This is a genomic window from Pseudomonas sp. AA-38, from assembly GCF_029457475.1.
Lineage (GTDB): Bacteria > Pseudomonadota > Gammaproteobacteria > Pseudomonadales > Pseudomonadaceae > Aquipseudomonas.
The window spans coordinates 3,676,347-3,698,456 of record NZ_CP120359.1; the positions used below are offsets into that span (position 1 = coordinate 3,676,347).

The 22,110-nt window shown below is 65.9% G+C and carries 10 protein-coding genes; 3 read left to right on the top strand and 7 right to left on the bottom strand.

What is annotated here, in order from left to right:
* Positions 1-61 precede the first annotated feature (61 nt).
* Complete coding sequence (locus PVE35_RS16980) at positions 62-802, top strand: flagellar brake protein (protein ID WP_268178299.1); 741 nt, start codon at positions 62-64, stop codon at positions 800-802.
* 11 nt (positions 803-813) lie between these two features.
* On the opposite strand, the gene PVE35_RS16985 is transcribed toward PVE35_RS16980, so the two are convergent.
* Positions 814-2,142 (bottom strand): MFS transporter, encoded by a 1,329-nt coding sequence (locus PVE35_RS16985; protein ID WP_268178300.1) that lies wholly within the window; start codon positions 2,140-2,142, stop codon positions 814-816.
* Positions 2,143-2,642: 500 nt separating this feature from the next.
* On the opposite strand from PVE35_RS16985, the gene sstT reads away from it, so the two are divergent.
* A complete protein-coding gene (gene sstT / locus PVE35_RS16990) occupies positions 2,643-3,866 on the top strand; it encodes a serine/threonine transporter SstT (RefSeq protein ID WP_277372449.1) in 1,224 nt (407 codons plus the stop codon).
* Between the two features lie 76 nt (positions 3,867-3,942).
* Here sstT and PVE35_RS16995 read toward each other — a convergent pair whose 3' ends face one another.
* The 3 genes from PVE35_RS16995 to PVE35_RS17005 form a co-directional block, all read right to left on the bottom strand.
* Positions 3,943-5,367: a diaminobutyrate--2-oxoglutarate transaminase gene (locus PVE35_RS16995; RefSeq protein ID WP_268178302.1), complete on the bottom strand. Its 1,425-nt coding sequence runs from the start codon at positions 5,365-5,367 to the stop codon at positions 3,943-3,945.
* Positions 5,368-5,660: 293 nt separating this feature from the next.
* Positions 5,661-6,437 (bottom strand): alpha/beta fold hydrolase, encoded by a 777-nt coding sequence (locus tag PVE35_RS17000; RefSeq protein WP_268178303.1) that lies wholly within the window; start codon positions 6,435-6,437, stop codon positions 5,661-5,663.
* On the bottom strand, positions 6,437-6,652 hold the full coding sequence (locus tag PVE35_RS17005) for an MbtH family protein (RefSeq protein WP_268178304.1): 216 nt from the start codon (positions 6,650-6,652) through the stop codon (positions 6,437-6,439). The genes PVE35_RS17000 and PVE35_RS17005 overlap by 1 nt, the downstream gene beginning before the upstream one ends.
* 289 nt (positions 6,653-6,941) lie before the next feature.
* Here PVE35_RS17005 and fhuF point away from each other — a divergent pair, with 289 nt between their 5' ends.
* On the top strand, positions 6,942-7,667 hold the full coding sequence (gene fhuF, locus PVE35_RS17010) for a siderophore-iron reductase FhuF (RefSeq protein WP_277372450.1): 726 nt from the start codon (positions 6,942-6,944) through the stop codon (positions 7,665-7,667).
* 4 nt (positions 7,668-7,671) lie between these two features.
* On the opposite strand, the gene PVE35_RS17015 is transcribed toward fhuF, so the two are convergent.
* The 3 genes from PVE35_RS17015 to PVE35_RS17025 are packed head-to-tail and all read right to left on the bottom strand — an operon-like array spanning position 7,672 to position 22,108.
* Positions 7,672-9,315, bottom strand: coding sequence for a cyclic peptide export ABC transporter (locus tag PVE35_RS17015; RefSeq protein WP_277372451.1), 1,644 nt, complete (start codon positions 9,313-9,315; stop codon positions 7,672-7,674).
* On the bottom strand, positions 9,315-13,097 hold the full coding sequence (locus PVE35_RS17020) for an amino acid adenylation domain-containing protein (protein WP_277372452.1): 3,783 nt from the start codon (positions 13,095-13,097) through the stop codon (positions 9,315-9,317). The genes PVE35_RS17015 and PVE35_RS17020 overlap by 1 nt, the downstream gene beginning before the upstream one ends.
* On the bottom strand, positions 13,094-22,108 hold the full coding sequence (locus PVE35_RS17025) for a non-ribosomal peptide synthetase (RefSeq protein WP_277372453.1): 9,015 nt from the start codon (positions 22,106-22,108) through the stop codon (positions 13,094-13,096). Before PVE35_RS17025 ends, PVE35_RS17020 begins: the two co-directional genes overlap by 4 nt.
* Between the last annotated feature and the right edge of the window lie 2 nt (positions 22,109-22,110).

The following is a 22,110-nucleotide window of genomic DNA, read 5'->3' on the forward strand; positions in this document are numbered from 1 at the left end:
CCTGCCAGTGCCCCGGCACGCTAGCACCTATAGCGGCCGAAGATTTGGAGAGCTTCAAACTGTGTCCAGCGCATTCCAAGAGGAAAGTGGCCCGCAACCACCCAAGCTGCTCAAGGCCCAGGTGGAAATCATCGCCACGCTGCGCCAGCTCCTGCAGAACCATGACCCTCTGATCATTCAATTCCATGAGCGTAGCCAGCGTTTTCAGAGCTACGTGGTGGAGATCGACCAGCAGCGCGCGCGTATCGCCCTAGATGAAATCATCCCCACCGATGGTGAGCGATTTTTCAAGCAAGGCGAAAGCTTCTCCGTGGAAGCCTTCCGCGATGGCGTGCGCGTAGCCTGGAAATGCGAGCACAGCGTGCAAGTTGGCCAGCACGAAGGAGCCCCCTGCTACTGGGCGCCCTTGCCCACCGAGGTGATCTATCACCAGCGCCGCGGCGCCTTCCGCGCCTCGTTGAAGCAGACCGACCTGATCAAGGTGGTACTCGCTGGCGACAAGTTGCGCGAACCCCTGCAAGGACAGTTGCTCGACATCTCCGCGACCGGCTGCAAACTGCGCTTCGCCGGCGACCTGAGCCAGCAATTGCAGAACGGCCAGGTACACGAGAACCTGACCGCATATCTGCCGTTCGGCACCGTGACCACCGCCGTCGAGCTGCGCCACGTGGACTACCAGGCGAAGATCGACACCACCTTCGTCGGCACCCGCTTCTACCACATCAATGGGCTGGAGCAGCGCCAGGTGGAGCGCTTCGTCTACCAGTTGCAGCGCGAGGCCCGACGCACCGAAAGCGACTGAGGGACAGGCCCTCAGCCTGCAGCGCCAGCGCTGCGCTCGCGATCCTCATTCTCTGCAGCCTCGGCAGCCACCGCCACCGCTGGTTCCTGCATCTGCTCCTGCACGGTCTGCTCATCGACCCGTGGATCCAGCGCGGCGACCAGCGGGGAACTGGCCACGTTGCCCGGCATGGCCATGTGTTGCAGCGGTGCATCATCGACCTGGTGCAGATGGGTGACCACCTCAGGGCGAATCCGCCAGATCAGGATCAGCGCGCAGAAACAGACGAAGGCATACAGCATGTTGGCGCCGAAGAAGCGCATCAGCAGCCCCGTCAGCAACGGCCCGATGCACGCGCCCACACCGAAGGTGACCAGCAGCATGGCCGTCAGCGATACCCGACGTTCCGGCTCCACATGGTCGTTGGCCAAGGCCACCGCCAGGGGATAGAGGCTGAACTGCATCAGGCTGACGAGAAAACCAATGCCGATCAGCAGCCCGAGAAACACCTGTGGCAACGCAGCAAGTGGCGCAGCGGCGAGCAGCAGCAGCACGGCGCAACCACGAATCAGGCGCACCCGGTCTCGGCGGTCGGACAGCCAGCCCAAGGGCCACTGCACCAACAGCCCCGCCAGGATGCAACTGCCCATGAACAGGCCCACCTGCTCGGTGGCCAGCCCCATGCGCGTGGCATACAGCGGCGCCAGGCCATAGAAGGAGCCGATCAACAACCCGGCCACCACCACGGTGGTCAGCGAAAGGGGTACTCGCTTGAGGAAAAAGCGCAGCTCCAGCGGCGCCGGGTACAAGGGCGCAGGATGCAGGCGCCGAGTCAACGCCACCGGTACCAGGCACAGGGCGAAACACAGGGCCACCAGCATCAGCAGCTCCAGACCCAGGGTCGGGTGCACCACCAGCGCCAGTTGCCCCAGGATCAGGCCCAGGTAGGAAGCCGCCATGTAGCCGCTGAACACCAGGCCGCGCTGCTTGGCTTCGGCCTGCTCGTTGAGCCAGCTCTCGATCACCATGTACTGGCACATCATGCCCAGGCCGACCAGCATGCGCAGCAGCAGCCAGAACGGCAGCCACTCCACCAGACCATGACCGAGTACCGCTGCAGTAACCACCCCGGCACAGGCGACGTAGGCACGAATATGACCGACCCGGGCAATCAGCCGATGCCCCAGCTTGCCGCCGAGCACCAGGCCGAAATAGTTGGCCGCCATCAAGGCGCCCACCCACAGACCATCTACGCTATCGGCCAGACGCAGGGCCAGGTAGGTACTGAGCAGGCCGGAGCCGAGCAGCATCAGCAAGGTGGCGAAATACAGTGAGCGGAAGGATTTCCAGATCAGGCGCACAGTGGGTAGAGCTCCTTTTGCGTAACGTGGCCAACGGCTCACGCCCAGTACAGCGGAATGTCGTGAAACGGCGATAAGGGAAGGCCCTTGACTGGCGTATGCAGCGATTCTGAGCTTCGACGGGCTCGGGCTCGAACAGTTCGCAACCGACAGCGCCGCTAACGCGGCCACGCATGGTCATAGGGTAGCGCCAATCGCCAGGGCACGTCTGTGGCGGATGCGGTGAAGGCATGCACTGCTCGCGACACAAGCCCAGCCGGCGCAGCCTTGGGCCGTCAGGTTTCCGTGGATGCGACAGAGTGTTGCACCCGTTCGCCCAGCGCCCTGGGGCAAGGCAACTGCCTGCCAAGACTGTGCTAGAGTCGCGCGCTTGTTTTTCCGCCCCTAGGGTCTGTTGACGTTTCGCTCGCGGCCGCGCCGAAACGTCAACAGACCCTAGCCGGAAAGCCTCTGAAAAGGCCAGCGAATCACGCGCGGCCAACAAGATAGAGACCTGCGTCATGCCACAAGCCGTCACCCCGTTCCTGCAACTGCTCAATCGCACCAGTCTGGTGGTGCAAATCCTCACCGGCCTGCTCATCGGCATCGGCCTGGCCCTGGTCGCCCCACAGGCCGCGCTGGCCGTAGGTTTCATCGGTGACGTATTCGTTTCGGCGCTCAAGGCTGTCGCCCCGGTTCTGGTGTTCATTCTGGTCATGGCCTCCATCGCCAATCACCAGCAAGGCCAGCAGACCCATATCCGCCCGATCCTGCTGCTGTACCTGATCGGCACTTTCAGCGCCGCACTGGTCGCGGTCGCCGCCAGCTTTGCTCTGCCCTCCACCCTGGTACTGAGCGGCTCGGCGGCTGAACTGACCCCACCCGGCGGCATCGGCGAGGTGCTCAAGACGCTACTGCTGAACATCGTCGACAACCCGGTCAACGCCCTGCTCAAAGGCAACTTCATCGGCATACTGGCCTGGGCCATCGGCCTGGGCTTCGCTTTCCGCCACGCCAACGCCAGCAGCAAGCAACTGCTCGGTGACCTGTCCCATGGTGTGACCGCAATCGTCAAACTGGTCATTCGCTTCGCCCCGCTGGGCATCTTCGGCCTGGTGGCCTCCACGCTGGCCACTTCCGGCCTGGATGCCCTGCTCGGCTACCTGCACCTGCTGCTGGTACTGGTTGGCTGCATGCTGCTGGTGGCACTGGTGGTCAACCCGCTGCTGGTGTACTGGAAGATTCGCCGCAATCCCTACCCGCTGGTTTTCACCTGCCTGCGCGAAAGCGGCCTGACCGCCTTCTTCACCCGCAGCTCGGCGGCCAACATCCCGGTCAACCTGCAACTGTGCCAGCGCCTGGGCCTGCACGAGGAAACCTACTCGGTGTCCATCCCGCTCGGTGCCACCATCAACATGGCCGGTGCCGCCATCACCATCAGCGTGCTGACACTGGCGGCCGTGCACACCCTGAACATCGCGGTCGACCTGCCCACCGCCCTGCTGCTCAGCGTCCTGGCCTCGATCAGCGCCTGTGGCGCCTCAGGCGTAGCCGGCGGCTCGTTGCTGCTGATTCCGCTGGCCTGCAGCCTGTTCGGCATCCCCAACGACGTGGCCATGCAGGTGGTGGCCATCGGCTTCATCATCGGCATCGTCCAGGATTCGGCGGAAACCGCGCTGAACTCCTCCACCGACGTACTGTTCACTGCGGCAGCCTGCCTGGCAGAAGAACGCCGCCAGGGCTGAAACGACAGAAGGCTTGTACGCTACCGCACAAGCCTTCCATGAAAAGGGGCTTGCCCCTGCCGCTATCGGGCTCAGGTCATTGCTGCGCGGCGAAAGCGAATCCCTGAACGGACTGGGCAGCCTGGTAGAGAATCTGCCCGACGAGCTCAATCTCGGCCTCACTGATGATCAGCGGCGGCAGGAATCTGACGGTCGCGCCATGTCGCCCACCCAGCTCGACGATCAGGCCACGCTCCAGGCAGGCCCGCTGCAGCTTGCGCGCCCTGTCGCCATCGGCGGCCGGCCGGCCCAGGGCATCCTGGCTGGCAGGATCGATGATCTCCATGCCCAGCATCAGGCCACGCCCGCGCACGTCGCCGACCCAGTCGAACTCGGCCTGTAGCCCCTGTAGCAGCCCCTGCAGGCGTGCGCCGACACTGCGTACATGGCCAGTGATGCCTTCACGCTGAATGAAACGCAAGGTGGCATCACCAGCGGCCATGGCCAGTTGGTTGCCACGGAAGGTGCCGGCATGGGCGCCAGGCTGCCATTGATCCAGCTCGCCCCGATAGACCACCACCGAGAGCGGCAGACCACCGCCGATGGCCTTCGACAGCGTCATGACATCGGGTGTGATCGCACTGCGCTCGAAGGCGAACAGATCGCCCGTACGGCCGATGCCGCATTGAATCTCGTCAAGAATCAGTGGAATGCCGTGCTCACGGGTGATCGCCCGCAGCCCCTGCAGCCAGCGATCGGGCGCGGGAATCACGCCGCCCTCGCCCTGCACCGTTTCCAGGATCATGGCCGCCGGCTGGGTCACTCCGCTTTCCGGGTCGCTCAGCATGTGGCGGATGTAATGCAGGTTGGCATCGATCGATTGCTCGCCGGATAGCCCAAACGGGCAACGATAGTCATAGGGATACGGCAGGAACTGCACGCCCGCCAGAAGCCCGCCAAGGGCATTCTTCGGCCCGAGGTTGCCACTCAGCGACAAGGTGCCAAGGGTCATGCCATGGTAGGCGCCATGGAAAGCCAGAGCGCTTTGCCGCCCGGTGGCCGTACGCGACAGCTTGAGCGCCGCCTCCACTGCATCCGCCCCGGTCGGGCCGCAGAACTGGATGCGCGCGTCCTTGGCGAAGTCCCCCGGCAGCAGCTCGAACAGGGTCTGCACGAAGGCATCCTTGACCGACGTGCTCAGATCCAGAGTGTGCAGCGGGATGCCCGATGCCAGGGTTCGCTGAATGGCCTCGACCACCACCGGATGATTGTGCCCCAGCGCCAGGGTGCCGGCGCCAGCCAGGCAATCGATGTACACCTGCCCGCGCGAGTCCTCGACGTACACCCCCTGCGCCCGCTTGAGCTCCAGCGGTATGCGCCGCGGGTAGCTGCGCGCATTCGATTCGCGCTGCATTTGCCGCTGCAGCGCCGGCGTGCTGTCCAGACAGTAGCGTTGACGGAGCCCGCTGTGCCGGCTCTGTAGATCGACTACGGTGGTGGAAATCGGGGTGATCGCATTCATGAGTGCATCCTCGTGTCGCGCGGATAGCGCGTTATCTGACGACGCCGCCGGATCGAGCGTAGTGCAACGAACGATCAGTCAACTCAGGCGATTCCAAGTTGCTGCTATCGGATGTCAGACAGCGCCCCGTGCAAAGTCCATGGCCAGCGTCAATTTACAAATGATAATTACTATCATTATATTAATCAAATGACACAAGTGAGACATGCAGCACGAACGTGCAAAGTATACGGGTCGGCAGCAGCCGGCGATCTCAACAGAAAGTTTGAGGTAGGAATGCGATAGCCCTGGGCTCAGCCAACCGCCCGTTTGAGCGACTCGCCTAGTAACAGGCGCTGCATGAGCGCGAGCAACTCAGCCTCCTGCTCGAACAGATAGAAATGACCGCCGGGAAACAGCCATGTCCGGCAGTCGACCTGGCTTTCCTGAGCCCATCCATCGAGCAGTGACAGGGGTACACTGGCGTCCGTCTGCCCAGCCAACACATGGATGGGACACGACAAAGGTGGCGCAGCGCTGTAACGGTAGTCTTCGCACAGCGCGAAATCATCACGGATGATCGGCAGGAACAGCTCGACCCACTCAGGGTTGTCCAGCAACTCCCGAGGCATCCCGTTCATGTCACGGATGACCTCGAGAAACTGTGCAGGCGGCAGATCCGCCACCCGCTCGCGCCAGCCATGGGCGACCGGCGCGGTGCGGGCCGAGGCCAGCAACAGGGTCGGCGACAGCCCCTGCCGAGCCAGCCGGCGCGCCGTCTCGAAAGCCAGCAACGCGCCCATGCTGTGGCCGAAGAAAGCGAAGGGAATGCCGTCGGTACTGGCCTGGGTGATGGCCACGGCCAGGGCTTCAGCCAACTCGGCCAGCGCAGCCGCGCGAGGCTCGCCGAAGCGCGCCCCGCGCCCCGGCAACTTGACCAGAGCCAGCTCGATATCACCCGGCAACCCAGCGCGCCAATGCTGGAAAACCGTATGCCCTGCCCCGGCATAGGGGAAGCAGTACAAGCGCAGCGCGGGTGCATGGCTGCCGCTCGGCAACAGGGAAAACCAGGGGCTGGATGCACGCTGCATCAGCCGCGCCCCTGCCCCTGCATGGCTTTACGCAGGCTCAAAGGCCGCATGTCGGTCCAGACCGACTCGATATAGGCCAGGCACTCCTCCTTGCTGCCCTGTTTACCGGCCGCGCGCCAGCCTTGCGGTATCTCCTTGTAGTCGGGCCAGATGGAGTACTGCTCCTCATCGTTGACCACAACCAAAAATCGCGTTTCAGGACTGTCCAGACTCATTTTCCACTCCGTTTTTCACTGACGATGCGAATGCCCGTGGGCCCGCTTGAGCCTTGTACACGAGCGTTGGCAGAATAATACAGTTAATAACAATTATCATTAACCAAATTTAACCTTCCTCTCACCCCGACACCACTGTCCGGTTCGCTTGCAGGATGAGGTGTGTTTATACTGCCGCCACCTCAAGTGATAACGAGTCTCACCAGCAAATATCAAGCATGGCTCAGATAACCCTTTCCCCTCTCGACCCACCTCCAACGCTGCCTTGCGGCGGCAACGAGCGCCTCTGATGATCGCCAGTCTTGCCCCGCTGTTCAGCGGCCCGCTGGCGGCCTATGGGGAAAACCTGCAACTGGCCAGTGATCAACAGCAGGCAGTTGCCGGCTCGCAACTGTTTCAGCCGGACTATTTCGCCGCGTTCATTGGTGACCTGGCAGCCCGCCATGGCACCAACGATCTGCTGGCACTGACCTCCATCTGGTCGAAATGGTATTTCTGCTTCCTGGCTCCCACCGTGGCGGCCAGCTTGCTCTTGCAGCGCGAACTGCCTATCGCCCTGAGTGATGTCGGCGTCGCCCTTTCGGCAGAAGGCAAACCGCTTGGCCTGCGACTGCCCCATGACGGCAGCAGTCTGTCGCCCTGCCCGCCCTTCGAGCGCTTCAGTGCCTTGATACAAGGGCATCTGGAACCGGTGATCGAGGTGATGGCCAGGGTCTCGAAAGCCTCGCCACGACTGTTCTGGAGCAACGCCGGCAACCTCTTTGAATCCGCCACGACGCAAATCGAACTGCATCCACTGGCAACGCCCGATTGCTCCGCCCCGGCCAGAGCCGTGCTGGAAAGCCGCCTGCGCCCCGATGGCCGACGCAACCCGTTGTTCGCCCCGGTGTACTACAAGGACGTCGGCACCAGCGAACCGCAGCGGCTACGGCGCATCTGCTGCATTCGCTACCGCCTGCCCGGCGTCGACTATTGCAGCAGTTGCCCGCTCGATCGCGACAAGACGCCCGAGTAACCCACTACCTGACCAACTGGAAAGGGCTCTCGCTGCTGCGGTCGTAATCCACCAACTGGCCGTAATCGAGGCGATAGATGCGATCGGCCACGTCGAAGTAGCGGTCATCGTGACTGATGGCGATGACCGTCTTGCCCGCAGCCTGCAACTCGGGCAGCAGCTCGTGGTAGAAGACGTGACGGAACACCGGATCCTGGTCCGCCGCCCATTCGTCGAGCAGCAGCACTTCGCGCCCTTCCATCATCAACAACAGCAGGGCCAGGCGCTTGCGCTGCCCCTGGGACAGCGCCGTGGTGGACAGGCGCCCCTCCACGAACTGCACCTTGTGCGCCAGCCCCAGGCGTTGCAGGTAGTGCTCGACCCGCTCCTCCAGCCCATCGAGCTGGCCGTTCTCCCCCAGCACATCGGCGAACAGATAGAAGTCGGCGAAGATCGCTGCGAAATGCTCACGGTGCCACTCGCTGTGCGCGGCCTCCAGCGTCACGCCATTGAGCGTGACCGTCCCTTCGCTGGGCTGGTAGAGCCCGGTCAGCAACTTGGCCAGGGTCGACTTGCCGCTGCCATTGCCGCCAACGATGAAGATCAGCTCGCCACGGCGAACATGCAGATCGATGGGACCCAGCTGGAAGGCGAACTCGTCGCTCTGCCCGGGGTAGCGGTATTGCACCTTGCTCAGGCGCAACTCACGGAAAGGCTCGGCGGCCTTGGCCGGCAGGGTGAATTGCACCGTCTCGCCCAGGGCCAGGTCATCGATGGCCTGCAAGGCGACATGGCCGCGGATCACCGCCGGCACGGCATCGAGGATCATCGAGATCGGCGTGCGCAGGAACATGATCGCCAGCACGTAGCCCACCACCACCTGCTGGCTCAGCATCCCGAGGCCCTGGCCGAGGAAGAACAGCGTGCCGATCAGCAGGAACACCAGCAGCGAGGTCCAGTTCAGGTTGATCGCCCACAGGGTATCGGCGCGTACCGAGGCCTGCAGCGAGGCCTGCGCGATCGGCTCCAGGCGCTGGTTGTAGAGCAGTTGCCGACGCTCGCGGCTCAAGGCCAGTTCGCAGCGACCGTTGATGGTCGCCTCGAACTGTTCGGTCAACTGGTCATCCTGCTGCCGCACCTGCTGCATCAGGCGCTTGACCTTGCGCCCGAGGAGCACGTCGAGCACCACGCCGAAGGCGATCACCGCCAGGGTCAGGGCGAAGAACGGCAGGCTCAGCCAGGCCATGTAGGCCAGGCCAGCCAGCAGCAGCAGGCCGTTGTACAGGGAGATCGGCAGTTGCTTGAAGGCCGTGGCCACGGTGGTCACGTCCTTGGTCAGAGCGTTGTAGATGCGCGGGCTGCCCAGCCGCTCGATGCGCTCCAGTGCTGTGCCCAGCACCTTGCCCACCAGGCGCAGGCGCAACTGATAGACCAGGCGATGGCCGATCTGCACCAGCAGCCACTGGGCCAGGGTGCCGCTGACGAACAGCAGCAACAGCAGACCGGCGAACAGCGCCAGCGCCTGGCTCAGGTCATCCAGCCCCTGCTCCAGGCTGCGGTTGATATAGCCGATCAGGCCGATGCTGCAGGCCGCACTCAAGGCACTGCACAGCACCGCCAGGAAAATGCGCCAGCGCGCGTCAATCAGCAGTTCCTTCAATAACATCATCAGCTCGACACCTTCTCGGCTTGGTGTTGCGGCGCAATGCTCGGCGCCAGCAAGGACAACAGATCCGCACTCAGGCGCGGCTCGGCAAGGATCGCATGATGACCGACATCCAGGCTCAGTTCATGCAGCGCCTTGCGCGTATGTGCCTGCCAGGGTGTACGCAGATCACGGTGGGCATTGCTGCGCCACAACCAGATGGGCACGTCGACCACCGGTAAGGCCTGTTCGTACAGGCGCGTCTTGATCGTCCGGTAGCGCACCATCGCGGCCTGCAACTCGGCCTCAGCGCCCTCCCATTGCAGATGCTCGAGCACTTCGGCGTCGGCCAGCAGGCGGGTCACCCCCTCGGCATAATCGCAAGCGACCAGTTGCCGGGCCAGACGCTCACGCAACCTGTCGCCAAGCGGCCGCGCACGGCTGCCGCAGAGGAACACCAGGTCGGCGAGCAACTGGCCACCCTCGTCGCCGTCGCCAGCAAGGCTGCGCTGGGGGTCATGATCCACCACCGCCAAGGCCTCGATGCTGAAGCCGGCTGACTGCAGGTGCGCAATCAACAGCAGCGCCAGGCGCGAAGCCAGGCACCAGCCCAGCACCACCAGCGGCCGCTGCTTGAGCGACTCGGGAATGCTCTGCACATAGCGCTGCAGCAACGCGTCCAGATCCTTGCTTTGCCAACCCTCTTCAAATGCCGCCAGGCCATAAACGGCCTGGTTTTCGCCCAGTTGCGCCAGCAACGGTCGGTAGTCTTTCAGGTGACCATCCGCGCCATGTACCAGGAGCAAGGCCGGCGCATCTCCGGGCACATCGCTCAGCACCTGCCAGCCCTCGCTGCTCACGCCCTGATCGAGGCTATGCACCAGTTCGCGCACGGTCTGCCGCTCGAACAAAAGATTGGTTGGCGGGTTGAGCCCCAGTTGCTCGCGAATCAGCGCCACCACCTTGATCGCCGCCAGGGAATGCCCACCCATGGCGAAGAAGTTGTCGGTCACGCCGAGATCCTCGACACCCAGCACGCGGCACCAGATTTCCAGCACCGCCCCCTCCAGTTCGCCGACCGGGGCCACCCGCGCGCCCTGCATGCGCTGCCGGGCACGCTCCAGCAGCGCCTGACGATCCAGCTTGCCATTGCTGTTCAGCGGCAGGGCTTTCAAGGCGAAGATGCCGGCGGGCAGCATATAGTCCGGTAGTTGCCGGGCCAGGTCGTCGCGCAGCAGGTTGGCTGCCCGGCTTTTCCCCTCTTCCTCCACGACGAAGGCCAGCAGGCGTTCGCCATCGAGCAGCACCGCCGCCTGTTGCACACCCGGCAGGCCGCGCAAGGCCTGTTCGACTTCCGCCAGCTCCAGGCGGAACCCGCGAATCTTCACCTGCTGATCGTTGCGCCCGAGGATACGCAAAGCACCATCGGCCTGGCGCAACGCCAGGTCGCCAGTGCGATACAGGCGCGCGCCGGATAGCGGGTCTTGACCGAATGCCGAGCTACCGACATTGCCCAGGTAGCCACGACCGACACTGGCACCGGCCACGCACAGCTCACCCGCCTGCCCGGAAGGTACGGGGCGCTGCTGTTCGTCGAGCAGGTAGATACGGTTGTTGCCCAACACCTGATTCAGTGCCGTGCCGCTACTCCCCAGCTCGCTGTCGATGGCGCGCCAGAGCACGCCCACCGTGGTTTCGCTCGGCCCGTAGTGGTTGTACAGACGGCAACCGGGCGCGGCCTGTGCCAGACGCGCCAGCAGGCTCTCGCCCACCGCTTCGCCGCCAAGCACCAGCACCTGACGCGGCAGCACACCCTCCAGCGGATGCTCGCCGATCAATGCCTCGAGGTGCGACGGCACGATCTTCAACACATCCAGCGGATGTTCGCGCAGTTCCTCGGCGAAGGCCTGCGCATCGGTAACGCTGGCCTGGCTCAGCAGGTGCACGCAGCCGCCCTGCAACCAGGCCGGGTACAGCACGGTATTGCCCAGATCGGCGAGCAGCGAGGACACCAGCCCGTAGTGCGCACCGGCCGGCAGATCCAGTGCATGGGTGATCTGGCTCACATAATGGCGTAGCTGCCCCTGCTCGATCTGCACACCCTTGGGCTTGCCGCTGGTACCCGAGGTGTAGAGCACATAGGCCAGGTGCTGCGACGCACTGACCACGGGTTCTGCCAGTGGTGCAGCGCTGCTGGCCTGCGACCAGGCCAGGCCAGGCACCTCACTCGGGTTCGCCTGCTCATCCAGATGCAGCACGAGCGCAGGTTTGGCATCGTCGAGAATGCTGGCCAGGCGCAGCGGCGGCAGCGCCGGATCCAGCGGCAGATAGGCCGCGCCGGCCTTGAAGCAGGCGAGCATGGCCACCAGCATCTGCGCGCCGCGCGGCAGCAGCAGCGCCACCACCTGGTCAGGGCCGACACCGGCCTGCTGCAGGCTGCCGGCCACCCGCTCGCTCAGCTCGTCCAGCTCGGCGTAAGACAGCACCTGCCGGCCATCGCGCAGCGCCGGGCTGTGCGGCTGGTTGCGCGCATGAGCTCGGAAGCGCTCGACGATATCCACGTCCACAGGCAGTTCCCCGGCAGTCGCCGCCGGCTGCGCCTCCTCCGCCAGCAAGGCACTGAGGCTGTCCAGCGGCGCTTGCGGCGCCTGCAGCAGTTGGCCGAGCCAATGCACATAGCGGCGCAGCAGCAGTTGCATCTGCTCACGGCGATACAACCCGCTGTCGTACACCAGCGCCAACTGGCCCTGGCCGGCTTCATCCAGCAGCCAGTGCAGTTGCAGCTCCAGCGGCGTATCGAAGGACAAGGCCTGCAGCGCCTGCACATCGGCCAGGTGCTGCACGCGCAGCCCGGCCTGATAGCTGGCGCGCCACTCCGGCAGCAGCTCGGCCTGGCCGAGGTATTCCTGCCAGAGCACGGCGTTTTCCAATTGCCGGGCCAGTTGCCGCGCCAGGCTGAGCCAACTGGCGTGCTCGGACAGATGCACCTGCATGGGCAGGGTCTGCTCGAACAGCCCGTAGGCACCTTGCAGCTCTTCATAATCGTCGCGCGGATCGTGCTGCAGGCCCAGTTGCGCATGACGCTGACCGTTGAGGCGGCCGAGCAAGGTACCCCAGGCTGCCAGGGCGAGCGGCTCGACGGCCAGCGCCTCGCCCTCGGCCAGTGCTTGCACGGCCGAACGCAATGCAGGGTCGAGCGCCTGCTGCACGCAGCCACGGGCACCGCTGGCCATGCCGTAGCGTTCGATCAGACGCAGCCCCGGCACCTCCTGCAAGGCCAGGTTGCGCCAGAACTGCACGCCCTGCTCGGCGTCCTCGTCCAGTTGCAGGCCGGCGATCCACTCGGCGTAGTCGCCGTACTGCATCGGCTCGCCCTGCAGTGCCGCGCCCTGCCCCAGCAGCTCACGGCGCAGTTGCTCGAGGCTGCGCAGATCCAGCGAGTAGGCTGGCAGTGCCAGCCATAGCTGTTCGTCGCGCCACCAGGCCAGCAGGTCGGGTTGCTGCGCCTGGCACTGGGTCTGGGCCTCGCGCTGCCAGGCCTGCGCATCGGTGTCGGCAGCGGCCTGGCGCCAGTCCAGGCGCAACTCGCCCGACTCGGCCACGCGCTGGCGCAGGCCAGTGGCGCCGAGCGGGCGCTGGTAGCGCAGGCGCAGCGCCTCATGGCTGTTCAGCAGCTCACGCAGACGTTGTTCGACCCGCTCCGGGGCAACGCCGGCGAGCGTCATGCGCACCCAGCGATACGCCTGCGGGTTGGCCTCGGCCAGTTGCTTCTGAGCCGGGGAAAGCGGCAGACCAAGATCCATCATGGTGTCATCTCCAAAGCGTTTTCCTCAGGCGTAGCCGGTGCCGCCGCCACCTGATCGCGGCGGTAGATGTCGCCCATGGCGACGACGATGCGTCGCTCGCCCTCGAAGGGGTCGCGGGCATGGGCGGCGAGCATGTTGTCGAGCATCACCACATCGCCGCGCTGCCAGTCGAAGCGCACCGCGCAACGCTCGTAGGCGGCGTTGATCGCCTCGATGGCCGCCTCTTCCAGCTCGCTGCCATCACCGTAGAACACCTGCCGGGGCATGACGCTGTCGCGGCCCTTGAGGAATTGCTCACGGATATCGGCATCGAGAAACGCCGGGTGGTAGAGCTGAATCTGGTTGAAGAAGCTGGCATCGCCGGTCAGCGGATGGAGGATCACCGCCGGGCAGACCTGGCGCGTGTGCAGCTCGTTGGCGCCACGCCACTCGAACTCGATGCCACCCTCGCGGCAGATGCGCTCGGCCTCGGCACGCTCCTCGGTCTGGAAGAAGTGCTGCCAGCTGACGTCCAGGCTGGCGCTGAAGTTGCGCACGTACATCAACTGCTTGCGGCGCAGCTTGTCCTGCAGCCATGCCGGCAGCTCGCGGTACACCTCACGGCTGTCGACGATGGGCGTGGCCCCGCCGCTGGCAGCCGGCGTCTCGCAATAGAACCACTGCCGTCGCGGCCAGCGATGCTGGTGGGCGCTCTCGTTGTGGAACATGATCATGCGGTCTTTCGGGTAAGGCGTGGACTTGTAGATCTTCTTGCCACCCTCCTTCTTCGGCAGGTCGCCGTACTGGCCGTACAGCTCCGGGCACAAGGCCTGGCAGAACTGCTCGAAGTCCGCCGGGGTGGGCAGATCGAAGCCGCGGAAAAGAATCCCGCCGTGCTCGCGCAGCCAACCTTCCACCTGCTCACGATTGGCTTCGGCCCACACCGCTGGCGCCAGCTCGCGCTCGCGCAGTTGCACCAGCAAGGGGAAGTTGGAGCCGGCGCGCAGCGGCCGGGTTTCGATCGGTGTGGCAGCGGCAGCCGGGCCGTTCTGGCGCAGCTTGCCGAGCTTGCTCATCTTGCGTTGCATCGGGTTGTCCGTGGGGGTGGACATGGCAGCGGCTCCCTTGGAAGGCAGAGGTAAGGCATCGATGGGGCTGTCCGGCGCCCCGAGGGCTGCGTCGAGCAGCGCCAGGAAGCTGTCGCGCAAACGCTCGATGGTGGCCGGGCGGAACAGGCTGGTGCGGTACACCCAGCGCAGGCTGAGGGCATCGCCGTCGGCACTGGCGAACAGCGCCATGTCGAACTTGGAGTGTTGTTGCTCGCCGCTCAGCGGCGTCACCTCGAGGTTGCCGAGGCGGCGCGGCTGACGCGGCGTGTTGTCGAGCACGAAGAGGGTCTGCAGCAGCGGATGCTGGTTGGCCACGCGCGGCAGGTCGAGGCATTCCACCACCTGCTCGAACGGCGTGTCCTGCCAGGCGAAGGCATCCAGGCAGACATCGCGCACCAAGGCCGCCTGCTCACGGAAGCTCAGTTCCGGTTGCACGCGGATGCGCAAGGCCAGCAGGTTGACGAAGAAGCCGATCAGCGCCTCGGTGGCCGGGTGTTCGCGGTTGGCCACGTCGGTGCCAATGACCAGATCGCGGCCCTGGGTTTCACGCTGCAACACGGCGGCATACACAGTCAGCAGCAGCATGAACAGCGACAGGCCGCTGTCACGCTGCAAGGCCTCCAGGCGCGCCAGCGTCGCCGCCGACAACTGGAAGTCCAATGCCGCACCACCGCTGCCATCGCGCTCGCCACGCTGGAAGTCGAACGGCAAGGGCACCTGGCTCGGTATGCCGGCCAGGGTACGTTGCCAGAACTGCTGGCCCTGGCGCTGACGGGCACGCAGCGCCGGCGAAACCTGCCAGGCGGCATAGTCGACGTACTGGATCGCCAGCTCGTGCTCCACGGGTGCCTGGCCCTGGCTATAGGCCTCGTAACCTTCCACCAGTTCAGCGATCAGCACCGAGCCGGACCAGCCGTCGGAGGCGATATGGTGCAGCACCAGTTGCAGCACATGCTCCTGCTCGCCCAGGCGATAGAGCACCGCGCGCAGCGGCGCCTCGGCACTCAGGTCGAACGGGCGCGTGGCCAGTTCATGAGCCGCCTGGGCCCACCGGGTTTCACTGCTGCTCTCCACCTGCAGCGTCAGCGCCGACTGCGCATGGATACGCTGGCGCGCCTCGCCCTGCTGCTGATGGTAGGTAGTGCGCAGGATCGCATGGCGCCGTACCACGCGCTGCAAGGCTCGCTGCAACGCCTCGACATCGAGCTGGCCACGCAGGCGCACGTTGCTACTCATGTTGAAGCTGCTGTCGTCCGGCTGCAGTTGCTGCATCAGCCAGACCCGTTGCTGCGCAGGCGACAGCGGCTGGTCGATGTGCTGATCGACCCGCGCGATGCTCAATGTGGCCGGGTCGATGGCGGCGGCCTGGGTCTCCAGGCGTGCTGCCAGCTCCGTCAGCACGGGCGTCTCGAACAGCCAGCGCAGCGGCACCTCGAAACCCTGCTCGCGCAGCCGCGAACGCACCTGCGCGGCCATCAGCGAATGCCCGCCGAGCTGGAAGAAATGCCCGTCGAGCGGCACCTGCTCGAGCTGCAGCACCTGCGCCCAGATCTCGCTCAGCAACGCCTCGCTGGCGCTTATCGGCCGCTGCACGCTACTTGCCGTGCGAGGCGCGTCGCTCATCTGCGGCAATTGCTTGCGATCCACCTTGCCGTTGCTGTTGAGCGGCAATGCGGCCAGCGCTTGCAGATGGGTCGGCAGCATATACACCGGCAGGCGTGCCTGCAGATGCTCACGCAGCGCGTCTGCGCTCGGCTCGGCACCAGGCTGCACGACCCAGAACGCGGCCAGGTGCTCGCCCTGCACCGCCACTACCGCTTGGGCGACCCCTGGATGGCTGAGCAAAGCCGCCTCGATCTCGCCCAGCTCGATACGGAAGCCGCGCAGCTTGATCTGATCGTCGCTGCGGCCCAGGTAGTACAACTGTCCATCAGCCTGCCAGCGCGCCAGATCGCCGGTGCGGTACAGGCGCCCGCCAGCGCCGCCGAACGGGTCGGCGATAAAACGCTCGGAGGTCAATCCCGGCTGCCCGGCATAACCACGGGCCAGTCCTTCACCAGCGATATACAACTCGCCAACACGGCCCGGCGGTACTTCGCAGAGGTGTTCGTCGAGCACATGGCAACGGGTGTTGAGCAGCGGCCGGCCAATGGGCACCACCGGCTGGCTCAGCTCATTTACCGGCGCCTGGGTCGACCAGACACTGGTCTCGGTCGGCCCGTAGACGTTGATCAGGCAGCCGACGAGTTGCTTCAGCTCGCCCGCCATTTCCGCCGCCAGGGCCTCGCCACCGGCCAGGGCGATGCGCCCGGCCAGCACCTGGCGGTTGCCCTGCAGCAGCATGGCCCAGGTCGCCGGGGTGGCCTGGATCAGCTCCACCTCACGCTCACGGATCAGTTGCCCCAGCAGCAGCGGGTCCTGGCGTTGCTCGTCATCGGCCAGCACCACGCTGCCGCCACGCACGAGCGGCAGGCACAGCTCCAGGCCGCTGATATCGAAGGTCACGGTGGTCAACGCCAGATAGCACTGCACGCCGTCCAGCGGCAAGGCGCGCTCCATCGCCAGGAGGAAGTTGGCGAAGTTGCCCCGGCTGATCTGCACGCCCTTGGGCTGCCCGGTAGAGCCGGAGGTATAGAGGGTGTAGGCCAGTTGCTGCAGGTGCCTCGGCAACGCCGGCCCATGCGTGGGCTGCGCCGACAAGGCCAGATCCTGCCAGCGCTGACAGCGCAGCTCGGCCGGGAAATGCTCATCCTGACGCTCGCACAGCAGCAGGTGCGGCCGTGCCCGCTGCAGGATGGAAGCCTGCCGCGCTGGCGGATGGCTGGGGTCGAGCGGCAGGTACTGCGCCCCGGTCTTCTGGATGCCCAGCAGGCAGACCAGCAGACGTTCGTCGCGCGGCAGGCAGAAGGCGACCGTCGATTCCGCCGTTACACCCTGCGCCAGCAACCAGTGCGCAAGCTGGTTGGCCTGTGCCTGCAACTGTCCGTAGCTCAGTTGCCGGGCGCGGCAGAACACCGCGGTGCGCTGGGGATGCAAGGCGGCCTGCACCTCGAAGCGGGTCACGAAATCCGCCTCGACCTCCAGCTCGGCAGCTTCACCCGCGCTACGCAGGCGTTGCACCGAGGGCAGTGGCAGCGCCAGCAGCGGCTGCTGCAGATCGAGATGCGCCAGGCTGGCCAGTACGCCTAGGTAGTCGTCCACCAGGCACTGGATGCGCGCCGGATCGAACAGCGCGGTGGCGTATTCGACGATCAGTTGGCTGCTGGCCTCCTCGCCGCGGCCCTGGCTGAACAGGTTGAAGGTGAGATCGAACTTGGCGCTGATCGCACCCTGCGGCAATGCCAGCGGCGCTACCCTGACGCCCGGCAGTTGCAGATTGCGCTCGCCGAGGTGATCGACCTGGTAGTTGAACAGGGCCTGGAACAAGGGCGTGCGGTCGAGACTGCGCTCCACCTGAAGCACGTCGAGCAGGCGCTCGAACGGCAGTTGCTCGTGGGCGCGGTCATCCGTCAGGCGCTGGCCAAGGCGTTGCAGGAAATGCTCCAGGCTTTCCAGCTCGTCGAGCTGCACGCGGTAGGCCAGGGTGTTGACGAACAGACCGACCAGCGCCTGGCTGTCCACCGCTTCGCGCCCGGACACCGGCAGGCCGATGGCGAAATCGCGGCGCCCGGAATGTTTCCACAGCAGCAGTTGCTGCGCGGCGAAATACAGCACGAAGGGGGTCACCCCGAGCTGCCTGGCGCGGGCCGCCAGTGCCGAGGTCAGCTCGCCTGGCAACGGGAACTGCTCACGGGCGCCGGCATATTCCTGCGATGCGGGGCGCTGAGTTTCGCTGAGGGTCAGCGGCTCATCGCTCAAGCCCTGCAGGCGCTGCTGCCAGTAATTCAGCAGTGCCTGGCCGGCATCTCCTTCCAGCGTCTGGCGCTGCGCTTCGATCACCTGCAGCAGGCCTGTTCTGGGCGCTAACTGACGGCCCTCGTAGAGTGCGGCCAGATCCTGCACCAGCAACCCCATGGACCAGCCGTCCACGGCGATATGGTGGGCATTGAACAGCAGGCGATAGTCGTCTTCGGCGAGCTGAAACAGATCGATGGCCACCAGCGGCCCTTGGCCCAGATCGAAGACCCGCTGCGCGGCCTGGGCGATCGCCGCCTCGCGCACTTCTGCCGGCGAGGCGCGCAGATCGTGCAGGGCAAAGCTGGACTCAGGTGCCGTGTCCAGGCGCTGACGCACCTGCCCGTTGTCCTCGAAGAAGCGGCAACGCAGGGCTTCGTGACGTTCGATCAGGCTCAGGCAGGCGCTGCGCAGGCGTGGCACGTCCAGCTCGCCGTGCAAGGCCAGCAGTTGGGTGACGTTGTAGGCGGTGGCATCGGGTTCGAGCTGCTGCATGAACCACAGCCGCTCCTGAGCATGGGACAGGCGCGCCACGGTGCTGACCTGTGCTGGCGGCGCCGCTGCCGGTTCAGCTGCTGGCTCCAGCGCGGCCGCCAGTTGCCGTGGCGTGGGGTTTTCCAGCAACTGGCGCGGCATCAGGCGCAGGTCGGCCTGGCGCAGCCGGGCGATCAGTTGCAGGCTGAGGATCGAATCACCGCCAGCGGCGAAGAAGTCGTCGTCCAGCCCCAGTTGCGGCTGGCCGAGCAGTTCGCGGAAGGCCGCCAGGATGCTGGCCAGGCGCGGTTGCGCGCGGCAATCGGCGCTCGCCGCCATGGCCGCTAAGGTTGATTGAGTAAGCACATCGCGCGGTTGCAGGCGCAGCCCTTCGCGCGCGGCCCGGCCAATCAGTTGCAAGCTGAGAATCGAGTCGCCGCCGAGGGCGAAGAAATCGTCCTGGCGGGTGACCGAGGCGCAACCCAGCACCTGGCACCACAAGCGGGCCAGCAATTGCTCACTGGCACTCTGCGGCGCCTGCCCGCCCTCTTCTACCATCACCTTCGCTTCAGGCTCGGGCAAGGCGCGGCGGTCCAGCTTGCCGTTGGCGGTCAACGGCAAGGCATCCAGGCTCGACCAGTACGCCGGCTGCAGCGGTTCGGGCAGTTGCGCCCGGGCCTGCGCCTGGAGGGCACTCAGTTCGTCCGCGCTCAGGCGCGGCGCGACATAGGCCACCAGTTGCATACGGCCCTGGATCTCGCGTGCCAGCACGGCGGCTTCGCGCACCAGCGACTGTCGGCTCAGCCAGGTGCTGACCTCACCGGGTTCGACGCGGAAACCGCGAATCTTCACCTGATCGTCCTGGCGCCCGAGGAACGCCAGACGCCCATGGTGATCCAGGCGTACCCGATCACCGCTGCGGTAGAAGCGCCGCCCTGCGTCCTCGATAAAGGCAGCGGCCGTGGCTTCGGGTTGGCCGAGATAGCCCAGCGCGACCTGCGGGCCGCCGATCAGCAACTCGCCCGCCACGCCACGCGGCACCGGCTGGCCCGCCGCATCGACAATACGCAGCTCGGCACCGGCCAGCGGCTGGCCCAGGGGCAGGTAAACGCCCTGCCCGGCTTCCGTCGCCTCGCCACAGACTACGCCGACGGTGGTTTCCGACGGGCCATAGTGGTTGAACACACGCAGTTCCGGCGCCAGTTCGCGGATACGGGCGAACAGCGCCGCATCGAAGCCTTCACCGCCGAGGATCAGCAAGCGACGCGGCAGTACCCGCCGGGCATCGTCCAGCGCCAGCAGGCCACGCAAATGCGAAGGGGCGATCTTCAGGCAGTCCACGGGATGTTGCGCCAGGAAATCGGCCCAGCCGGGTGGATCGAAGGCCAGCGCGGCCTCCGGCAGGATCAGCGGATCACCGCTGTGCAGCGCGGCGAATACGCAGGTCAGGCCCAGGTCGGCAGCCACCGTGGCCAGGGTCGCCCAACGACTGCCGGCGCTGGCCTGCAAACGCTGGCTGACGGCGGCGGCGTAGTGCGCCAGGTTGGCATGGCTGACCAGCACGCCCTTGGGCTGGCCGGTGGAGCCCGAGGTGTAGATCAGGTACGCGGCCTGCTCGGGTTGGCTAAGGCTGGGCACAGGCTGCTGCGTGGCGGGGGCGGCAAGATCGGCGGCGTTCAATTGCATACGCGCCACCGCGCCGTTCAGCGCCGGCGCCTCGGCCAGGGTCAGCAGCAGGCTCGCCGCGCTGCTTTCCAGCAGTTGCTGCAAGCGTTGCACAGGCTGCGCCGGGTCGAGGAACAGGCAGGTAGCGCCACATTGCCAGCAGGCCAGCATGGCCAGCACCTGCTCGGCACTGCGCGGCATGCACAGGGCCACTACCTGGCCCGGGCCGACGCCCTGCTCGGCCAGACGCAGCGCCAGTGCCTGCACGGCATTGGCCAGCTCGCCATAGGCCAGCGACTGCCGGGCATCGCACAGGGCGGGTGCCTGCGGCGTGCACGCGGCCCACTGCTGCACCTGGCGATCCAGCGGCTCGGGGCTGGCGTCCAGCGCAGGGCCCTGCAGTTCGCTACGCGGCGAGGCCAGGCGCAGTGCCGACAGGCGCTGCCCGGGATTGACTGAAGCGTCCTGCAGGATGGCCTGCAGATCGTCGAGCAGTTGCTCGATGGTGGCCGCCTCGAACAACTCGTCGCTGTATTCCAGCTCGCAGCGCAGGCGCTGGTCGGCGCTGCGTACCAGGCGCAGGGTAAGGTCGAAACGGGCATGGCGCTGCGGCGGGTCGAGTACCTCGACGCTGACTCCCGGCAGGCTCAGGGTGCGGCTTTCCGGCAATTCGACCTGCACGAACATGGCCTGGAACAACGGGCTGGAACGGGGCCGGTCGAGGGCTTCGAGGATCTTTTCATACGGCAGGGTCTGTTGGTCGAACGCCGCCGCCACGCTGTCGCGGGTGCGCAGCAGGGCGCTGCGAAAGTCCGGGTCATCCTCCAGGCGCTGGCGAATCACAAGGGTATTGAGCAGCGGGCCGATCAGTGGCGCCAGCTCGGGGCGATCACGTTGCGCCACCGAGGTGCCCAGGCACAGGTCGCGCTCGCCGCTGTAGCGCGCCAGCAGGCAGGCGAAGGCGGTCAGGCCGAAGATGTACAGGGTCACGCCCTGCTCGCGGATGGCCGCATCCACCTGCGCCGACAACGCAGCCGGCAGCTCACGCACTCGCACCGCGCCGCTGTGACGGCGCTGGTTGGCCGGCGGCTGCGGGTGGTCGTATGGCAGTGGCAACGGGCCGGGCGCATCGGCCAACTGGCTGCGCCAGTAGTCGAGCTGCTGGCGGCAGGCATCGCTGGCCAGCCATTCGTGTTCCCAAGCCGCGTAATCGGCGTACTGGATATCGAGCGGCGGCAACTGGGGCGGCTCACCCAGGCTCAGGGCACGGTAGCCCTCGGCCAGTTCGCGGGTCAGTTGCTGGGCCGACCAGGCGTCGTAGGCGACGTGGTGGATGGTGAAGAACAGCCAGGTGCAGCCCTGCTCGGCATCGCTGAACACACGCCAGCGCCAGGGCACCTCGCGGCTCAGGTCGAAGGGCTCGGCCAGTTGCCGGGCGTACTCGTCGGCGCACCATTGCTGCGGGTCGGCAAGCGCCTCGTGGGGCAGCAGCTCGACCGCCGGCAGGCCCGCCGTCCAGGGCTCGCAGTGCGCCTGCAAACGGCCCTCGGCATCGGCCAGGTAGCGGGTGCGCAGGATGGCGTGGCGCTCCACCAGTTGCTGCATGGCCTGCTGCAGGCAGGCCAGATCCAGGCGGCCATCGAAGCGCAGCACCGAGCAGAGGTTGTACAGCGCACGGCTGCTCAGGGCCTCGGCCGAGAGAAAGCGCAGTTGCGCATGGGCCAGCGGCGCGGTTTCACCCTCCCCGCCAGCGGCCGGGACTATGGGCAGGCGCCAGCTATCGATGCCCTTCTCGGCCAGGCGCTGGCGGAATAGCTGCTTCTTGTCCGCCGGCAGTGAGGCCAAGCGCTGGGCGATCTCGACAAAGGCCTGTTGGTTGGTCGCATTCATCT

What these genes read in the sequence shown, in the direction of transcription:
- PVE35_RS17005 (WP_268178304.1), bottom strand. Translation starts at nt 6,652, where the DNA reads ATGAGTCTGGACAGTCCTGAAACGCGATTTTTGGTTGTGGTCAACGAT.
- PVE35_RS17020 (WP_277372452.1), bottom strand. Translation starts at nt 13,097, where the DNA reads ATGATGGATCTTGGTCTGCCGCTTTCCCCGGCTCAGAAGCAACTGGCC.
- sstT (WP_277372449.1), top strand. Translation starts at nt 2,643, where the DNA reads ATGCCACAAGCCGTCACCCCGTTCCTGCAACTGCTCAATCGCACCAGT.
- PVE35_RS17000 (WP_268178303.1), bottom strand. Translation starts at nt 6,437, where the DNA reads ATGCAGCGTGCATCCAGCCCCTGGTTTTCCCTGTTGCCGAGCGGCAGC.
- PVE35_RS16995 (WP_268178302.1), bottom strand. Translation starts at nt 5,367, where the DNA reads ATGAATGCGATCACCCCGATTTCCACCACCGTAGTCGATCTACAGAGC.
- fhuF (WP_277372450.1), top strand. Translation starts at nt 6,942, where the DNA reads ATGATCGCCAGTCTTGCCCCGCTGTTCAGCGGCCCGCTGGCGGCCTAT.
- PVE35_RS17025 (WP_277372453.1), bottom strand. Translation starts at nt 22,108, where the DNA reads ATGAATGCGACCAACCAACAGGCCTTTGTCGAGATCGCCCAGCGCTTG.
- PVE35_RS17015 (WP_277372451.1), bottom strand. Translation starts at nt 9,315, where the DNA reads ATGATGTTATTGAAGGAACTGCTGATTGACGCGCGCTGGCGCATTTTC.